The following is a 14873-nucleotide window of genomic DNA, read 5'->3' as shown; positions in this document are numbered from 1 at the left end:
GGACAGCAGACTGACAGCCGGCGACCGGAGCATACAGCTGTCCGATCACCGCGCCGGACACATCGGGCACGGTGCCTGTAGCGGGTTGTCTGTATAGCCATGAAAGTCAAACATGAAACGAAACGCGATCACTCTGGGTATCCTGGGTTTCTTCAGTGCAACGGCCTTTGCGCAATCGTCCGTCACCCTTTACGGTGTTGTCGACTTGGCCGTTGAGCGCATCAAGGGCGAGACCTCCATCACCCGTGTGGCGTCGGGGCAGCAACAAGGTTCACGCTGGGGTTTGCGTGGCACCGAAGACCTGGGCGGCGGACTCAAGGCCATGTTTGTTCTGGAGTCCGGGATCAATGCCGACACCGGTGCCTTGGGCCAGGGCGGCCGCATGTTTGGCCGTCAGAGCTACCTGGGCCTGGGAGGCCACTGGGGCGCCGTGCGCGTGGGCCGTCAGTACTCGCCCATGGACGACATTGCGGGCATCGTCGGCACCAAAACGTATGACGTGCTGAGCGTTGTGCCCATCATCGGCAACGGTGACTACAACCGCGTGAACAATGCCATCACCTACATTTCGCCAACCATTGCCAGCACCGTCTTCCAGTTGCAGTACAGCCTGGGCGAGGAGCGCCCCAGCACCGACACGAGCCAGGACTTTGCCAAACAGGTGAGCGCGCATGCCTTGTATGCCAACGGGCCTCTGACCGCGGGTGTTTCGCTCATGAAGGTGACCGATGCCGATGGCACGACCGCTGGCAAGCAGGGCAAGGACGCGCTGCTGCTCGCGGGGGCTTACGACTTCGGGTCGGTCAAGGTCACTGCGTATTACGACGCCGAAGACAAAGCGGCGAAGAAGCTCAAGGTTTATGGTTTGGCCGCAGCGTTCAAGCTCGGCGAAACCACGGTCTCGGTGGGCGTTGCACAGGCCAAGGACGTCAACGGCTCGGCGGCGGCAGCCAGCGATGACGCCACGGTCTACACCCTGCAGGCCAGCCACAACCTGTCCAAGCGCACGGCGCTCTACGGCCACCTCACCGCGGTGTCCAACGACGCAGCTTCGGCGCTCGGCTTCAACAGCCCGGTGGCCGGCTCCAGCTCCAACGGTGTGCAGTTCGGCGTGCGTCACCGTTTTTGACGGCTGGGTGTTCACCGCCTCAGGGTTTGTCCTAGGGCGGTGGACGGCAAGTTGACAGCCACAGGTCGCAAGATCAAACCCTCAAATCACCAACAGCAGGAGACACGCATGCGTCGCGATACCTTTCTGAAATCTTTGGCCGCACTGGCCGCTGCCGGGGCTCTGCCCAATGTGGCCTGGGCCAACGCCAATCTGAAAATGATGATTCCGGCCAACCCGGGTGGCGGCTGGGACAGCACCGGCCGTGCGCTGGGCGAAGCCTTTCGTGAATCGAAGGCGGCCGACTCGGTCACGTTTGAAAACAAGGGTGGTGCTGCCGGCGCCATCGGCCTGGCCCAGTTTTACAACGCCAACAAGGGCGACCCGAACGCGCTGATGGTGATGGGTGCCGTGATGCTGGGCGGCATCATCACCGGCAAGCCGCCGGTGTCGATCACGCAGCTCACGCCCATTGCCCGTCTGACCACCGAGTACAACGTGTTTGTGCTGCCGGCCAACTCGCCCTTCAAGACCATGAAGGATGTGGTGGAGCAGCTCAAAAAAGACCCGGGCAGCGTCAAGTGGGGCGGCGGTTCGCGTGGGTCCACCGAACACATCGCTGCGGCCCAGATTGCGCAGTCGGTGGGGGTGCCAGCGTCCAAGATCAACTACGTGCCGTTCCGGGGCGGTGGTGAGGCGGTGGCGGCCATTCTGGGTGGCAACGTGACCATCGGCGGCAGCGGCTTCAGTGAGTTCCAGCAGTACATCGAGGCCGGCAAGATGCGCGCCGTGGGCATCACCTCGGGCGAGCGCGTCAAGGGTATCAACGTGCCCACGCTCAAGGAGCAGGGCATTGGCGTGGAGATTGGCAACTGGCGAGGCGTGTTTGGCGCCGCCGGCCTCACACCGGCCCAGCGCGACGAGCTGACCGCGCGCGTGGTCAAAGCCACCAAGAGCAAAGCCTGGCAAGACGCACTGGTCAAGAACAACTGGATGCCCGCGCTGCTGACCGGCAAGGCATTTGACGAGTTCGTGGACCGCGATTTCTCCAGCCTGCGAGCCACCATGGTGCGCGCCGGCATGGCCTGACGCTGCCGACCTGCCGCTGACCGGCCGCGGCACCTGTTGTCGCGGCCTTGTTTTTTGGAGATACAGATGAACACCACCCATTCCCCCAACCCATCCGCAGGCGCTGACCACCGCCTGGGTCAGCTGGCCCTGGGCACCGCCGCCGTGTTGCTCGCTGCCGGGCTCGCCTACGGCGCGGCCAACATCCCGTCGGACGCGGGCTACGCCGGCGTGGGCCCGAATTTCTTGCCCTGGGTGGTGGCGGCTGCCATGGGGTTGTGCGGCGTGTTGCTGATCTGGGAAGTGCGCACCGGCGGCTTTCGCAACATGCCCGAACCCTCGGGCGCGGCCCGTGGCGACTGGCACGCCATGGCATGGGTGTCGGCGGGCATTCTGGGCAACGCGGCGCTCATCACCACCATCGGCTTTGTGCTGAGTTGCGCGCTGTGCTTCACGCTGGCGGTGCGCGGCCTGCGCATCAGCGAAGGCAAGCCCGCAGGCCATGCCATGCAGACGGTGAAAGACGTGGTGACCGGCATGCTGATCTCGGCGCCCACCTTCTGGCTGTTCACCAAATTCCTCGCCGTCAACCTGCCGGGCCTCACGGGCACGGGCTGGCTCTGATCTGCCCGACGGACCATCAGGAGAACACCATGCTCGACCTCTGGAACAACCTGCTGGGCGGCTTTGCCACCGCGGGTACCCCCATCAATTTGCTGTGGGCGCTGGCCGGCTGTGCCCTGGGCACCGCCATTGGCGTGCTGCCCGGCCTGGGCCCTGCCGTTACGGTGGCCATGCTGCTGCCCATCACCGGGCAGGTGGAAGCCACCGCCTCCATGATCTTCTTTGCCGGCATCTACTACGGTGCCATGTACGGCGGCTCGACCACCTCCATTTTGCTCAATACCCCAGGCGAAACCGGCACCATGGTGACCGCGCTGGAAGGCTTCAAGATGGCGAAGAACGGGCGCGCCGGCGCCGCGCTGGCCACCTCGGCCATCGGCTCCTTTGTGGCCGGCACCATCGCCACCATTTTGGTTACGCTGTTTGCACCGTTTCTGGCCGAGTTCGCCGTGAAGCTTGGTCCGCCCGAGTATTTTTGCCTGATGCTGCTGGCCTTCACCACCGTGAGCGCGGTGCTGGGGCAGAGTACGCTGCGCGGCATCACGGCGCTGTTTTTCGGCCTGGCGCTGGGCCTCGTGGGCATGGACCAGATCACCGGGCAAGTGCGCTACACCGGCGGCGTTATCGAATTCATGGACGGCGTGGAAGTGGTGCTGGTGGCGGTGGGCCTGTTCGCCGTGACCGAGGCGCTCTACAACGCGCTGTACGAAGGCAAGAGCGCAGCCAGCATGAACAAAATGAACAAGGCGCACATGACGCGCAGCGAGTGGAAGCGCTCGTGGCCCGCCTGGCTGCGTGGCACCTTCATCGGTTTTCCCTTCGGCACCATCCCCGCGGGCGGCTCCGAGATTCCCACGTTTCTCAGCTACGCCACCGAACGCAAGCTGGCCGACCCGGAGCACAAGAAGGAATTTGGCACCACCGGCGCCATTGAGGGCGTGGCCGGCCCGGAAGCCGCCAACAATGCCGCCGTGACCGCCACCCTGGTGCCGCTGCTGACGCTGGGCATTCCTACTTCGGTCACCGCCGCCATTTTGCTGAGCGCGCTGCAAAACTACGGCATCAACGCCGGGCCGCAGCTGTTCCAGACCTCGTCCGCCCTGGTGTGGGCGCTGATCGCCTCGCTCTACATTGGCAACGTCATGCTGCTGGTGCTCAACCTGCCCATGGTGGGGCTGTGGGTCAAGCTGCTGAAGATTCCGAAGGCGCCGCTCTACGCCGGCATCCTGATCTTCGCCACGGTGGGCGTGTACGGCATGCGCCAGAGCTCGTTTGACCTTTTCATCATGTTCGGCCTGGCGCTGGTGGGTGTGGCGCTGCGCCGGTTTGATTTCCCGACCGCACCCGTGATCGTGGGTCTGATTCTTGGGCCATTGGCCGAGGCGCAGTTCCGCAACGCCATGTCGATCGGGGAGGGCAGTGCGGCGGTGTTCTTCGAACGCCCCATGTCGGCCACGCTGCTGACCATTGTGGTGCTGGTGCTGGTGACGCCGCGTTTGCTGGCCTGGCATAGGAAGGCTTGACGAACACCCCCCCCGCGTCGCGCGCGACACCCTCAAGGGGGTGATACGTGTGGCCCGGTGGAGTCGGTTCCAAGGCAGTCCAAGTGGGGGCCTGTCGTGCAAATGGGCGATACCATGCGCCCATGACCGCAGACAACCGACTTCCCCGCGACGCGCAGAGCATTCTGGAGCTGGCTGCGCGGTCCATGTTTGACCTTTTTGCCAACGCCAGCGAGGGCATGATGCTGGTGGACCGCAACGCCCGCGTGGTCTGGATCAACGACCAGTACCGCCGTTTTCTGCCGGCGCTGGGTTTTGACCGCGAAGAAGATTTTGTGGGCCACCCCGTGTCCAGCGTGGTTCAAAACACGCTGATGCACCAGGTGCTGGCCACGGGGAAACCGATCTTGATTGACCTGCTGGACAACAAGGCGGGCACGTTTGGGGTCAGCCGCATTCCCCTGCGTGACGAGGCCGGCGAGGTCATTGGCGTGCTGGGGATCGTGCTGTTTGACCACCCGGAAACCACGTTGCAACCGCTCATCACCAAGTTTGCCCGGCTCGAACAAGACTTGAACGATGCCCGCCGCGAACTCGCCAGCCAGCGCCGCACCAAGTACACCTTTGCCAGCTTTGTGGGCAGCAGCCCTCCCGCGCTGGAGGTGAAGCGCCAGGCGCGGCGCGCGGCCCAGTCGTCCAGCCCGGTGCTGCTGCTGGGCGAAACCGGCACCGGCAAAGAACTGCTGGCCCACGCGATTCACGCAGCCTCGCCCCGCGCAGGGCGGCCGTTTGTCAGCGTGAACATGGCCGCGGTACCCGACACCTTGCTGGAGGCCGAGTTTTTTGGTGTGGCGCCCGGGGCCTACACCGGCGCCGACAAAAAAGGCCGCGACGGAAAATTCAAGCTCGCCGACGGTGGCACGCTGTTTCTGGATGAGCTGGGCGACATGCCGATGTCGGTGCAAGTGAAGCTGTTGCGCGCGCTGCAAGAAGGCGAGATCGAGCCGCTGGGTTCCAACAAGCTGGTGCGGTTTGATGTGCGGGTGGTGGCGGCCACCTCGCGCGATTTGCAGCAGATGGTGCGCGAAGGCAGCTTCCGCGAAGACCTGTATTACCGGCTCAACGTGTTGCCGGTTCGTGTGCCGCCCTTGCGTGAGCGCCGGGGCGACATTGCCCTGTTGATTGAAGCGCTGGGCGAAGACATGGCCGCCCGCGGCGGCGGGCCGCAGCTGGAACTGGAGCCCGATGCCCAGGCGCTGCTGGCCGCTCAGGCATGGCGCGGCAACATTCGCGAGCTGCGCAACGTGTTGGAGCAGCTGGCGCTGCGCAGCGACTCGCACCACATCGAAGCCGCTCAGGTGGCCGCCGTGCTGCAAGAGACGGGTCTCGCCGCCGTGGCCTGGGTGCCAGCGCCCGAAACAGGCTTGGCCCGGGTCTCAGCACCGGCGGCCTCGGCGCTTGCGCCACGGCCCTTGCCCGAGCAAATTGCGGCACTGGAGCAACAGGCCATTCGGGCTGCGCTGGCCCACACCCGCGGCAACCGCACGGCAGCGGCCAAGCTGCTGGGCATTTCCAGGGCAAGCTTTTACGACCGCTTGGCCGGGATGCCTGACGTGTTTGAAGTGTCAGAAAATTAGACGATCGTCCAAATATTGAACGATTCTTTGGGGTGTTGTTGTCTGATATTCAGACGAACTTCACCGGGTCAACGGCCCTTTTTCATACAAATCAAGGACTTAGGGCGCTGGCACGGAGCGTGCAAAGTGCCCAGTGCGGCGCGCAGCGCTGTGATCGTTCAAACTCAGGAGACAAGACATGACACACACCACCCGCCGCCTCGCGGTCATTGCGCTCGCTTGCACGGCCACGCTGGGCTTTGCCCAGTCCAAGTCGGGCGAAATCCGCATCGCCCACGTGTACGACAAAACCGGCCCGCTGGAGGCTTATGCCAAGCAGACCCACACCGGCTTGATGATGGGTTTGAACTACGCCACCGCCGGCACGATGGAGGTGAACGGCAAGAAGCTGGTGGTGATCGAGAAGGACAGCCAGTTCAAGCCCGATGTGGGTCGTGCCCAGCTGGCGGCCGCCTACGCCGACGACAAGGCCGACATCGCCATTGGCCCGACCGGCTCGGGTGTGGCGCTGGCCATGCTGCCCGTGGCGGAAGAATACAAAAAGATCTTGCTGGTGGAGCCCGCCGTGGCCGACTCGATCACCGGTGACAAGTGGAACAAATACATCTTCCGCACCGGGCGCAACAGCTCGCAAGACGCGATTTCCAACGCCGTGGCGCTGGACAAGGCCGGCACCACCATTGCCACCCTGGCGCAAGACTACGCGTTTGGCCGCGACGGCGTGAAGGCGTTCAAAGAAGCCGTGAAGAACGCCAAGATCGTGCACGAGGAATACCTGCCCACCAACACCACCGACTTCACGGCCGGTGCCCAGCGCCTGATCGACAAGCTCAAGGACCAGCCGGGCCGCAAGATCATCTGGATCGTCTGGGCGGGAGCGGGCAACCCGTTCAAGATCGCCGACCTGGACCTGAAGCGCTACAACATCGAGATCGCGACCGGCGGCAACATCTTGCCTGCCATGGCTGCCTACAAGCAGTTCCCCGGCATGGAAGGCGCCAGCTACTACTATTTCGGTTTGCCCAAGAACCCGGTCAACGACGCGATGGTGGCCGAGCACTACCGCCAGTTCAAGACGCCGCCTGACTTCTTTACCGCTGGCGGCTTCTCCGCCGCCATGGCGGTGGTCACGGCGCTGAAGAAAACCGGCGGTGACACCAACACCAACAAGCTCATCAGCACCATGGAGGGTATGAGCTTTGACACCCCCAAAGGCAAGATGACCTTCCGCAAGGAAGACCACCAAGCCTTGCAGAGCATGTACCACTTCAAGATCAAAGTGGACCCGGCCTTTGCCTGGGGCGTGCCTGAGCTGGTGCGCGAGATCAAGCCGGAAGACATGAACATTCCGATCCGGAATAAAAGGTAACACCCCCGCGCCGCGCCCAAGGGCGCGTCACCCCCTCCAGGGGGCAACACCTGCGGCCCGCCCTGAGCCTGACGAAGGGCGGTTCCGCGGTGTTCCCGGAGGTCGCGGCAGGTGCCGCGCCCGAACTGTCTCTCCCTGTCGGAGACCCCATGCTCGAAACCTTTGATCTCACGGTCCGCTTTGGCGGGCACGTGGCGGTGAACGCTGTGTCCTGCGCTTTCCAGCCCGGCACGCTGACCGCCATCGTCGGCCCCAACGGTGCCGGCAAAACGACCTACTTCAACCTCATCTCGGGGCAGATCAAGGCCAGCGCAGGGCGTGTGCTGCTGGGTGGCCAAGACATGTCTGGCCTGGGTGCGCCGGCCCGGGCGCAAGCCGGGCTGGGCCGGGCGTTCCAGCTCACCAACCTGTTTCCCAACCTGACGGTGCGAGAAAACGTGCGCCTGGCGGTGCAGGCCAAGGCGGGTGCCGGGCTCAACCTCTGGCGCATCTGGAGCGACCGCAAGGACCTGCTGGAGCGTGCCGACCAGGTGCTGGAAACCGTGGCGCTCGCAGACAAGCGCGATGCCCTGGCGTCGAGCCTGCCGCACGGCGACCAGCGCAAGCTGGAGGTGGGCATTTTGATGGCGCTGGAACCGCTGGTGTTCATGTTTGACGAGCCCACGGCGGGCATGAGCGTGGACGAAGCGCCGGTGATCCTGGATCTGATCCGCCGCCTGAAGGCCGACAAGACCAAGACCATTTTGCTGGTGGAACACAAGATGGATGTGGTGCGCGAACTCTCGGATCGCATCATCGTGCTGCACAACGGTGAGCTGGTGGCCGACGGCGACCCGGCCACGGTGATCGCGTCGCCGGTGGTGCAGCAGGCTTACCTGGGCATCAACCCGGAAGAAAAAGAAGAAGGGGTGTTGGCATGAACGACCAAGGCCAGCGCGAGCCGGCTCTGCCGGGCCGCAGTCGGCGCCCCCCTTGGGGGCTGACGCCGCAAGCGGCGCGGGGGTGCTTCTAAAGCTTCAAGGCGTGCACACCCATATCGGCGCGTACCACATCTTGCACGGCGTGGACCTGCAAGTGCCCACCGGGCAGCTCACCATGCTGCTGGGCCGCAACGGCGCGGGCAAGACCACCACGCTGCGCACCATCATGGGCCTGTGGCACGCGAGCCAGGGCTCGGTGGTGCTGAACGGCCAGGACATCACGCAGACGCCCACGCCCGACATTGCGCAAAGCGGCGTGGCCTACGTGCCCGAGAGCATGGGCATTTTTTCCGACCTGTCGGTGCGTGAAAACATGCTGCTGGCGGCGCGCGGCGCCCGCAACCTGAACGAGATCGACACGACCCGGCTGGAATGGATTTTTGGCCTGTTTCCGGCCATGAAAAAGTTTTGGCTGCACCCGGCGGGCAAGCTCAGCGGCGGCCAAAAGCAGATGCTGGCCGTGTCGCGCGCCATCATCGAGCCGCGCCAGCTGCTCCTGATTGACGAGCCCAGCAAGGGCCTGGCGCCGGCCATCATCCAGAACATGATCGAGGCCTTTCGCCAGCTCAAGGCGGCGCAAACCACGATCTTGCTGGTGGAACAAAACTTCAATTTCGCACGCCAGCTGGGCGACTCGGTGGCCGTGATGGACGACGGGCGCGTGGTGCACAGCGGCAGCATGGCCGAGCTGGCCGCCGACGAAGCGCTGCAGTCGCGGTTGCTCGGTCTTTCCCTCGGGAGTCACGCATGATCCAACTCAAAGACCTCGACTGGAAGCCCATGGCTCTGGTGCCGGCGCTGGCGCTGATTGCGCTGCCGCTCACGGGCAGCGCTTCCACCTGGCTCACGCTCACCGTGGCCGGCCTGGCCATGGGCATGATCGTGTTCATCATCGCCTCGGGCCTCACGCTGGTGTTTGGCCTCATGGACGTGCTGAACTTCGGCCACGGCGTGTTCATTGCGCTCGGCGCGTTTGTGGCCACTACCGTGCTGGCCAGCATGGGCAGCTACACCACGGCCGACAGCCTGTGGCTCAACCTGATGGCGCTGTTTCCGGCCATGCTGGTGGCCATGGCGGTGGCCGGTGCCATTGGGCTGGCGTTTGAACGCCTGATCATCCGCCCGGTGTACGGCATGCACCTCAAGCAGATCCTCATCACCATGGGCGGCATGATCATTGGCGAAGAGCTGATCAAGGTGTTCTGGGGCCCCGAGCAGGTGCCGCTGCCGTTGCCCGAGGCGCTGCGCGGCTCGATCTTGCTGGGCGACGCGGCGGTGGCGAAATACCGCCTGCTCGCGGTGCTGGTGGGGGGCACCGTGTTCGCCGCCATGGTGTGGACGCTCAACCGCACCAAGGTGGGCCTGCTCATCCGCGCCGGTGTGCAAGACCGTGAAATGGTGGAGTCGCTGGGCTACCGCATCAAGCGCCTGTTTGTGGGCGTGTTCGTGGTGGGCAGCGCGCTGGCTGGTCTGGGCGGTGTCATGTGGGGGCTGTACCAGGAAACCGTGACGCCGCAAATGGGGCACCAGGTCAACGTGCTCATCTTCATCGTCATCATCATCGGCGGGCTCGGCTCCACGCTGGGCGCCCTCATTGGTGCGCTGCTGGTGGGGCTGATGGCCAACTACACCGGCTTCTTGTTTCCCAAAGTCGCGCTGTTTTCCAACATCGCGCTGATGGTGGCGATTTTGCTGTGGCGCCCGCAAGGCGTGTACCCGGTGACGAGCCGGTAATGGACACCCCCCGCGCCGCCTGCGGCGTCACTTCCCAGGGGGCGCAGCCTGGGCCCGGCAAGCCCGGTTCCGCGGCTGCCCTGGCCTTCGCTCTCCCGATCTCCGAGATTTGACCATGCTGAACCGATTGCTTTCCAATGATTTGCCGCGCAGCCGCTGGCTGGCGGCGCTCCTGCTGGTCCTGTTTCTGGGCCTGGCCTTCGCGCCGTTTCTGTTTCCCGGCGTCAAGGCGCTCAACGTGGCCGCCAAGGTGCTGATCTTCATCGCGCTGGTGGCCAGCTTTGACCTGCTGCTGGGTTACACCGGCATCGTCAGTTTTGCCCACACCATGTTTTTTGGCATCGGTGCTTATGGCGTGGCCATTTCGCTCAACGCGGCCGAGAGCCCGAGCTGGGCCGCGCTGGGCTTTGGCGTGCTGGCGGCGTTGCTGGTTTCGCTGGTGTTGTCGCTGGTGATCGGGCTGTTTTCGCTACGGGTCAAAGCCATCTTTTTCGCCATGATCACGCTGGCGGTGGCTACCGCGTTCCTCACGCTGGCGTCGCAGTTGTCCGACTTCACCGGCGGTGAAGACGGCCTGAGCTTTTCGGTGCCCGAGCTGCTGACACCCGGCTTTGCGCTCATGGAAGGGCCCTTGCAGACGCCGTTGGGTGAGGTTGACCTCAATGGGCGCTTCATCACCTACTACCTCATCTTCGGCATGGTTTGCGCCATCTTTCTCACCCTGCTGCGCATCGTGAATTCGCCTTTTGGCCGGGTGCTGCAAGCCATTCGCGAAAACGACTTTCGCGCCGAGGCGCTGGGCTACCGCACCGTGGTCTACCGCACGCTGTCCAACGTGTTGTCGGCCGGCTTTGCCACGCTGGCGGGCTGCTTGCTGGCCATCTGGCTGCGCTACAACGGGCCAGACACCTCGCTCTCGTTTGAAATCATGTTGGACATCTTGCTCATCGTCGTCATTGGCGGCATGGGCACCGTGTACGGCGCGGTCATTGGCAGCGTGCTGTTTGTGCTGGCGCAAAGCTACCTGCAAGACCTTCTGCGCCTGGCCGGCGGCGCCACCGAAGGCCTGCCGCTGTTGCCCGCCTTGCTCACGCCCGACCGCTGGCTGCTCTGGCTGGGCGTGCTGTTTGTGTTGTCGGTGTATTACTTTCCCAGCGGTGTGGTGGGCAAGCTGAGGGAACGGGCCGCCCGCCCGCCGCGTGCCCAGCCTGGGGCTGGTGGCCCTGCGCAGCCCGCCGCGCGGCGCCCCTGAGCCACTTACTCACACGCGGCTCACCTCTTAGCTACCGGGTCTGAACACCATGAACACCCCACCCATTCCCCAGTCGCGCTACCTCAGCTGCGAAGGCCGTGAAATCCACTTCATGGACTGGGCACCCGCCCCGGTGGACCAACCCCCAGCCTGCCCGTTGGTCATCGCCTGGCACGGCCTGGCGCGCACTGGCCGCGACATGGACGCACTGGCCGCCCACCTGGCGGGCCACGGCTACCGCGTCATCTGCCCCGACACCATTGGGCGCGGCCTCTCGCAGTGGAGCCCGGTGCCCGAGGTGGAATACTGCCTGGCCTTTTACGCCCGCCTGGCCGAGTCGCTGGCCAACCAGCTGGGCCTGGCCCGTTTTCATTGGGTCGGCACCTCCATGGGCGGCGCCATCGGCATGGTGTGCGCGGGCGGCGCGCTGCACGGTCGCATCGAGCGGTTGGTCATCAACGACATCGGCCCCCAGCCCAACCCTGTGGCCATCGACCGCATCCGCAGCTACGCCGGTAACCCGGCATCGTTCGACACCGTGGGTGAGCTGGAACAGTACTTCCGCACCGTCTACAAACCCTACGGCTACCTCACCGACGCGCAGTGGCGCCTGCTCACAGAAAGCTCCGTGCGCCGCCTGCCCAACGGCCGCGTCACCCCGCACTACGACCCCGCCATGGTGATGCAGTTCACCCACCACCCGGCCGACTACGACCTGTGGCCCGACTACGAGCGCATCGCCACGCCAGTGCTGTGCCTGCGCGGCGCCGATTCCGACCTGCTGCTGGCCGACACCGCAGAAGCCATGCGCGACCGCGGCCCGCGTGCGCGGGTGGTCACCATTGCGGGCTGTGGGCATGCGCCGGCGCTGAATGTGCCTGAGCAGCTGGAACTGGTTGAGCGGTTTTTGGCGGGGGAGTGAGAGTGGGGTGGATGGCCTATTGCTGTGCAATGCGTTTAGATCGAATTCCGATCATTAAAACGGGCTGCGTCGCAGCTACTCCGATTGCAGCGTTTGGCAGGTCCGGTAGAGCCAAAGGTGAGCATCCGAGTACACTGATATATTGATCACTTCGGTCAGTCTGCAATTTTGGCCAGGTGTTTCAGTGTGGTTATGCCTGTTGAATCCTTTGCTTCAGCCCTCCATCCCGCGGTTAGATCTATCTAATTGAATCTGAGCGCTTTGCGGGAGCGGTACGTGACTATCTTCCCTGCGACAGGCTGCTTTGCTTATGCGTTAATTTAACTAAGCACACCAGACGATGAGGCTGCTTTACAAATACCAATCCCTTGATGGAGCCCGTATAAATTGGCTTGAGAGAATGCTTTCGGGCTGGGTTTACTATGCGAGTCCGTTATCGTTTAATGATCCTTTTGAAATTTCACCAACGTTTTTGGCCCCTGATGAGAAAGCTGTTGCGAAGTTTTTGGATAAACAAGAATTGGGAATTTCAAAATCATTGAGGGCTCGCGTCATCAAAGACTCGTTGTCAAAGTTGAGAAGCGTCCACGTGGCTGCAGTAGAAGCAGACTGGGTAGGCGAACTTGGAGTTTTGTGTCTAACGAATGATCATAAGAACTTGCTTATGTGGAGCCACTATGCTGGATCCCACAGCGGAATTTGCATAGGATTCGATGCATCTTTTTACCCTTTGTCAACGGCGAAAGCTATCAGATACACCTCCGAGCGTCCGCAGGTTCCGCTTGTTGAAGGCCCTGTAGTTAACGATGCGATCATAGAGTCAATATTCTTGTCAAAATCTCCTCACTGGAAATACGAGGCGGAGTGGAGGTCTATTAAGCGCCCCGTTAGAGAATCCGAGAAAGATTTTTATAAGAAATCATTGGATTCTGGTGATATGAATGATGAAGAGGTTGCTGAACTCCTAGCCTCTGAGGGGGGAGCTGGTTTGTACGAGTGTGACCCTCGAGCTATTAAAAGAATAGTTTTCGGAGCAAAGATTCGAAGCGAGTACAAAGCACGAATTATTGATATGATATCAAAAATGTCCTGGGTTAAGCTATTTCAGGCGGAGCTTGATAAGCGGCATTTCGTTCTAAATATTAATGAGATTAAAAGATAGGTCGGGCGGTGTGTTTGGTGTGGTTACGAGCATTGGCCATATATTTCGGCGTTGTCATCAATCATGCGGGAGCACTCCAGCCTGCGGATCCCCGCGCTGGTAAACCCGTTTACGAATCAACCTTGATCGGTTGACCAAAGATAATTACCAGTCATCAACATTCCGCCAGCACACCCACGAAAACGAGGTCTTCCCTTTTGCTCTTGCGAGATCTTGAAGAAAAAGGCAAGACCTGACCCCAAAAGCGCTGCGCTTCAGGAGAGACGCATGACCAACTTATGGAGCGGCGGCCAGTTTATAGAGGGCGGATTCAAAAGTGAAGGGCAACACCCTGGGTTTCAATGAACGAGAGTGGAGTGTTGCGGGCTGTTGAGCAAGAGTTCTCGATAGACCGCCAAGGGTGATCGTACGCCCAGGCCTTTCCTGGGCCGGTTGTTGATCTGATCGGCGATGGCATCGAGTTGCGCCTGGCTGTAGCCCGAGAGATCGGTGCCCTTGGGCAAGTACTGGCGCACCAGTCCGTTGGTGTTCTCGTTGGACCCACGCTGCCAAGGGCTGTGCGGGTCACAGAAGTACACCGCAGCGCCCGTGCGTTTGCTCAGCTCCTTGTGCATCGCCATCTCCCGGCCCTGGTCGTACGTCATGCTCTGGCGCATGGGCGCGGCAATGCCCAGCAGCTTGTCAGAGAAGGCCTGCATCACGTTGGCTGCACTGGCAGGCTTGAACTCGGGCAGCTTGATGAGCATGAGCAGTCTGCTGGTGCGCTCGACCAAGGTGCCCACCGCACTGGCGTTGGCCGCGCCCTTGATGAGGTCGCCCTCCCAGTGGCCAGGGAACTGCCGATCCTCAATCTCAGGCGGGCGCACATGGATACTCACCATGTCCGGGATCTGCCCTCTACGGTCTTGTCCCTTGCTGCGCGGCACGCGCTTGTTATGGGCGTGGCGCAGGGTGGCGATCAGCTCACGCTTGAGCTCGCCCACGGGCTGGGCGTAGATACAGTTGTAGATGGTCTCGTGTGACACGCGGTGCTCATGGCCTTTGGGGAAGATGCGTGCCAGTGTCAGGGCAAGCTGCTCGGGCGACCAGCGCTGGCCCAGAAAGTGGCGCATCAGGCCGAACAGGATGCCATCTGGATGGAGCTTGGCCAGTGGGCGACCCTGCTGGCGCCGCAGCTGGGCACATGTTCGCGCTGTGGCGCTGGCGTAGCCTGCGGGCTGTGTGTTGCGCCGTAGTTCTCGGCTGATGGTGCTGGGGGAACGCCCCAGGACTTGGGCCATGGCGCGAACAGTGAACTTCTGCTGGGCCAAGCTGGCCAGCGTCACCCGGTCTTCAGGCTGGAGCTGTTGATAGCGCTTGGATGGGGTGCTTTGCATCTGCGGACCTTAGGAAACTCTGCAAAACCACCCCAGCGGCATGGCAGATGTAAGCCCAGCGCGGCACACTCGGGCACCATGAAACAAAGCAGCTTTGACTTGAACCTGAGCACGCGCAAGACCCGCAAGCAGGTGTTTT

At 62.7% G+C, this 14873-nt stretch carries 13 protein-coding genes; 12 read left to right on the top strand and 1 reads right to left on the bottom strand.

What is annotated here, in order from left to right:
- Window positions 1-112: 112 nt before the first annotated feature.
- The 12 genes from AC0GNR_RS03610 (at window position 113) to AC0GNR_RS03555 (ending at window position 13358) form a co-directional block, all read left to right on the top strand.
- Complete coding sequence (locus AC0GNR_RS03610) at window positions 113-1129, top strand: porin (RefSeq protein ID WP_472899642.1); 1017 nt, start codon at window positions 113-115, stop codon at window positions 1127-1129.
- Window positions 1130-1237: 108 nt separating this feature from the next.
- Window positions 1238-2197, top strand: a complete 960-nt coding sequence (locus AC0GNR_RS03605) for a tripartite tricarboxylate transporter substrate binding protein (protein ID WP_472899641.1) — start codon at window positions 1238-1240, stop codon at window positions 2195-2197.
- A gap of 66 nt (window positions 2198-2263) precedes the next feature.
- Complete coding sequence (locus AC0GNR_RS03600) at window positions 2264-2800, top strand: tripartite tricarboxylate transporter TctB family protein (RefSeq protein WP_472899640.1); 537 nt, start codon at window positions 2264-2266, stop codon at window positions 2798-2800.
- Window positions 2801-2829: 29 nt separating this feature from the next.
- The gene (locus tag AC0GNR_RS03595; RefSeq protein WP_472899639.1) at window positions 2830-4323 is read left to right on the top strand and encodes a tripartite tricarboxylate transporter permease; all 1494 of its coding nucleotides are present in this window, start codon (window positions 2830-2832) and stop codon (window positions 4321-4323) included.
- Between the two features lie 122 nt (window positions 4324-4445).
- Window positions 4446-5939, top strand: coding sequence for a sigma-54 interaction domain-containing protein (locus tag AC0GNR_RS03590; RefSeq protein ID WP_472899638.1), 1494 nt, complete (start codon window positions 4446-4448; stop codon window positions 5937-5939).
- Between the two features lie 178 nt (window positions 5940-6117).
- A complete protein-coding gene (locus AC0GNR_RS03585) occupies window positions 6118-7308 on the top strand; it encodes a substrate-binding domain-containing protein (protein WP_472899637.1) in 1191 nt (396 codons plus the stop codon).
- A 149-nt stretch (window positions 7309-7457) separates the two neighbouring features.
- On the top strand, window positions 7458-8228 hold the full coding sequence (locus AC0GNR_RS03580) for an ABC transporter ATP-binding protein (protein WP_472899636.1): 771 nt from the start codon (window positions 7458-7460) through the stop codon (window positions 8226-8228).
- Between the two features lie 103 nt (window positions 8229-8331).
- A complete protein-coding gene (locus AC0GNR_RS03575) occupies window positions 8332-9039 on the top strand; it encodes an ABC transporter ATP-binding protein (RefSeq protein WP_472899635.1) in 708 nt (235 codons plus the stop codon).
- Window positions 9036-10022, top strand: coding sequence for a branched-chain amino acid ABC transporter permease (locus AC0GNR_RS03570; protein ID WP_472899634.1), 987 nt, complete (start codon window positions 9036-9038; stop codon window positions 10020-10022). Before AC0GNR_RS03575 ends, AC0GNR_RS03570 begins: the two co-directional genes overlap by 4 nt.
- 115 nt (window positions 10023-10137) lie before the next feature.
- Entirely contained in the window at window positions 10138-11274 is a 1137-nt protein-coding gene (locus tag AC0GNR_RS03565) for a branched-chain amino acid ABC transporter permease (protein ID WP_472899633.1), read from the top strand.
- Between the two features lie 49 nt (window positions 11275-11323).
- Window positions 11324-12196, top strand: a complete 873-nt coding sequence (locus AC0GNR_RS03560) for an alpha/beta fold hydrolase (protein WP_472899632.1) — start codon at window positions 11324-11326, stop codon at window positions 12194-12196.
- Between the two features lie 340 nt (window positions 12197-12536).
- Window positions 12537-13358: a DUF2971 domain-containing protein gene (locus AC0GNR_RS03555; RefSeq protein WP_472899631.1), complete on the top strand. Its 822-nt coding sequence runs from the start codon at window positions 12537-12539 to the stop codon at window positions 13356-13358.
- Between the two features lie 338 nt (window positions 13359-13696).
- On the opposite strand, the gene AC0GNR_RS03550 is transcribed toward AC0GNR_RS03555, so the two are convergent.
- Window positions 13697-14734, bottom strand: coding sequence for an IS30 family transposase (locus tag AC0GNR_RS03550; protein WP_472899630.1), 1038 nt, complete (start codon window positions 14732-14734; stop codon window positions 13697-13699).
- Window positions 14735-14873 lie beyond the last annotated feature (139 nt).

Source organism: Hydrogenophaga sp. LT287 (genome assembly GCF_055702805.1).
Note: the sequence above shows the minus strand (reverse complement) of the source record. Positions and strands in the feature narration are given on the sequence as shown.

What these genes read in the sequence shown, in the direction of transcription:
- AC0GNR_RS03585 (WP_472899637.1), top strand. Translation starts at nt 6,118, where the DNA reads ATGACACACACCACCCGCCGCCTCGCGGTCATTGCGCTCGCTTGCACG.
- AC0GNR_RS03550 (WP_472899630.1), bottom strand. Translation starts at nt 14,734, where the DNA reads ATGCAAAGCACCCCATCCAAGCGCTATCAACAGCTCCAGCCTGAAGAC.
- AC0GNR_RS03580 (WP_472899636.1), top strand. Translation starts at nt 7,458, where the DNA reads ATGCTCGAAACCTTTGATCTCACGGTCCGCTTTGGCGGGCACGTGGCG.
- AC0GNR_RS03610 (WP_472899642.1), top strand. Translation starts at nt 113, where the DNA reads ATGAAACGAAACGCGATCACTCTGGGTATCCTGGGTTTCTTCAGTGCA.
- AC0GNR_RS03605 (WP_472899641.1), top strand. Translation starts at nt 1,238, where the DNA reads ATGCGTCGCGATACCTTTCTGAAATCTTTGGCCGCACTGGCCGCTGCC.
- AC0GNR_RS03590 (WP_472899638.1), top strand. Translation starts at nt 4,446, where the DNA reads ATGACCGCAGACAACCGACTTCCCCGCGACGCGCAGAGCATTCTGGAG.
- AC0GNR_RS03600 (WP_472899640.1), top strand. Translation starts at nt 2,264, where the DNA reads ATGAACACCACCCATTCCCCCAACCCATCCGCAGGCGCTGACCACCGC.
- AC0GNR_RS03565 (WP_472899633.1), top strand. Translation starts at nt 10,138, where the DNA reads ATGCTGAACCGATTGCTTTCCAATGATTTGCCGCGCAGCCGCTGGCTG.
- AC0GNR_RS03560 (WP_472899632.1), top strand. Translation starts at nt 11,324, where the DNA reads ATGAACACCCCACCCATTCCCCAGTCGCGCTACCTCAGCTGCGAAGGC.
- AC0GNR_RS03595 (WP_472899639.1), top strand. Translation starts at nt 2,830, where the DNA reads ATGCTCGACCTCTGGAACAACCTGCTGGGCGGCTTTGCCACCGCGGGT.
- AC0GNR_RS03555 (WP_472899631.1), top strand. Translation starts at nt 12,537, where the DNA reads ATGAGGCTGCTTTACAAATACCAATCCCTTGATGGAGCCCGTATAAAT.
- AC0GNR_RS03570 (WP_472899634.1), top strand. Translation starts at nt 9,036, where the DNA reads ATGATCCAACTCAAAGACCTCGACTGGAAGCCCATGGCTCTGGTGCCG.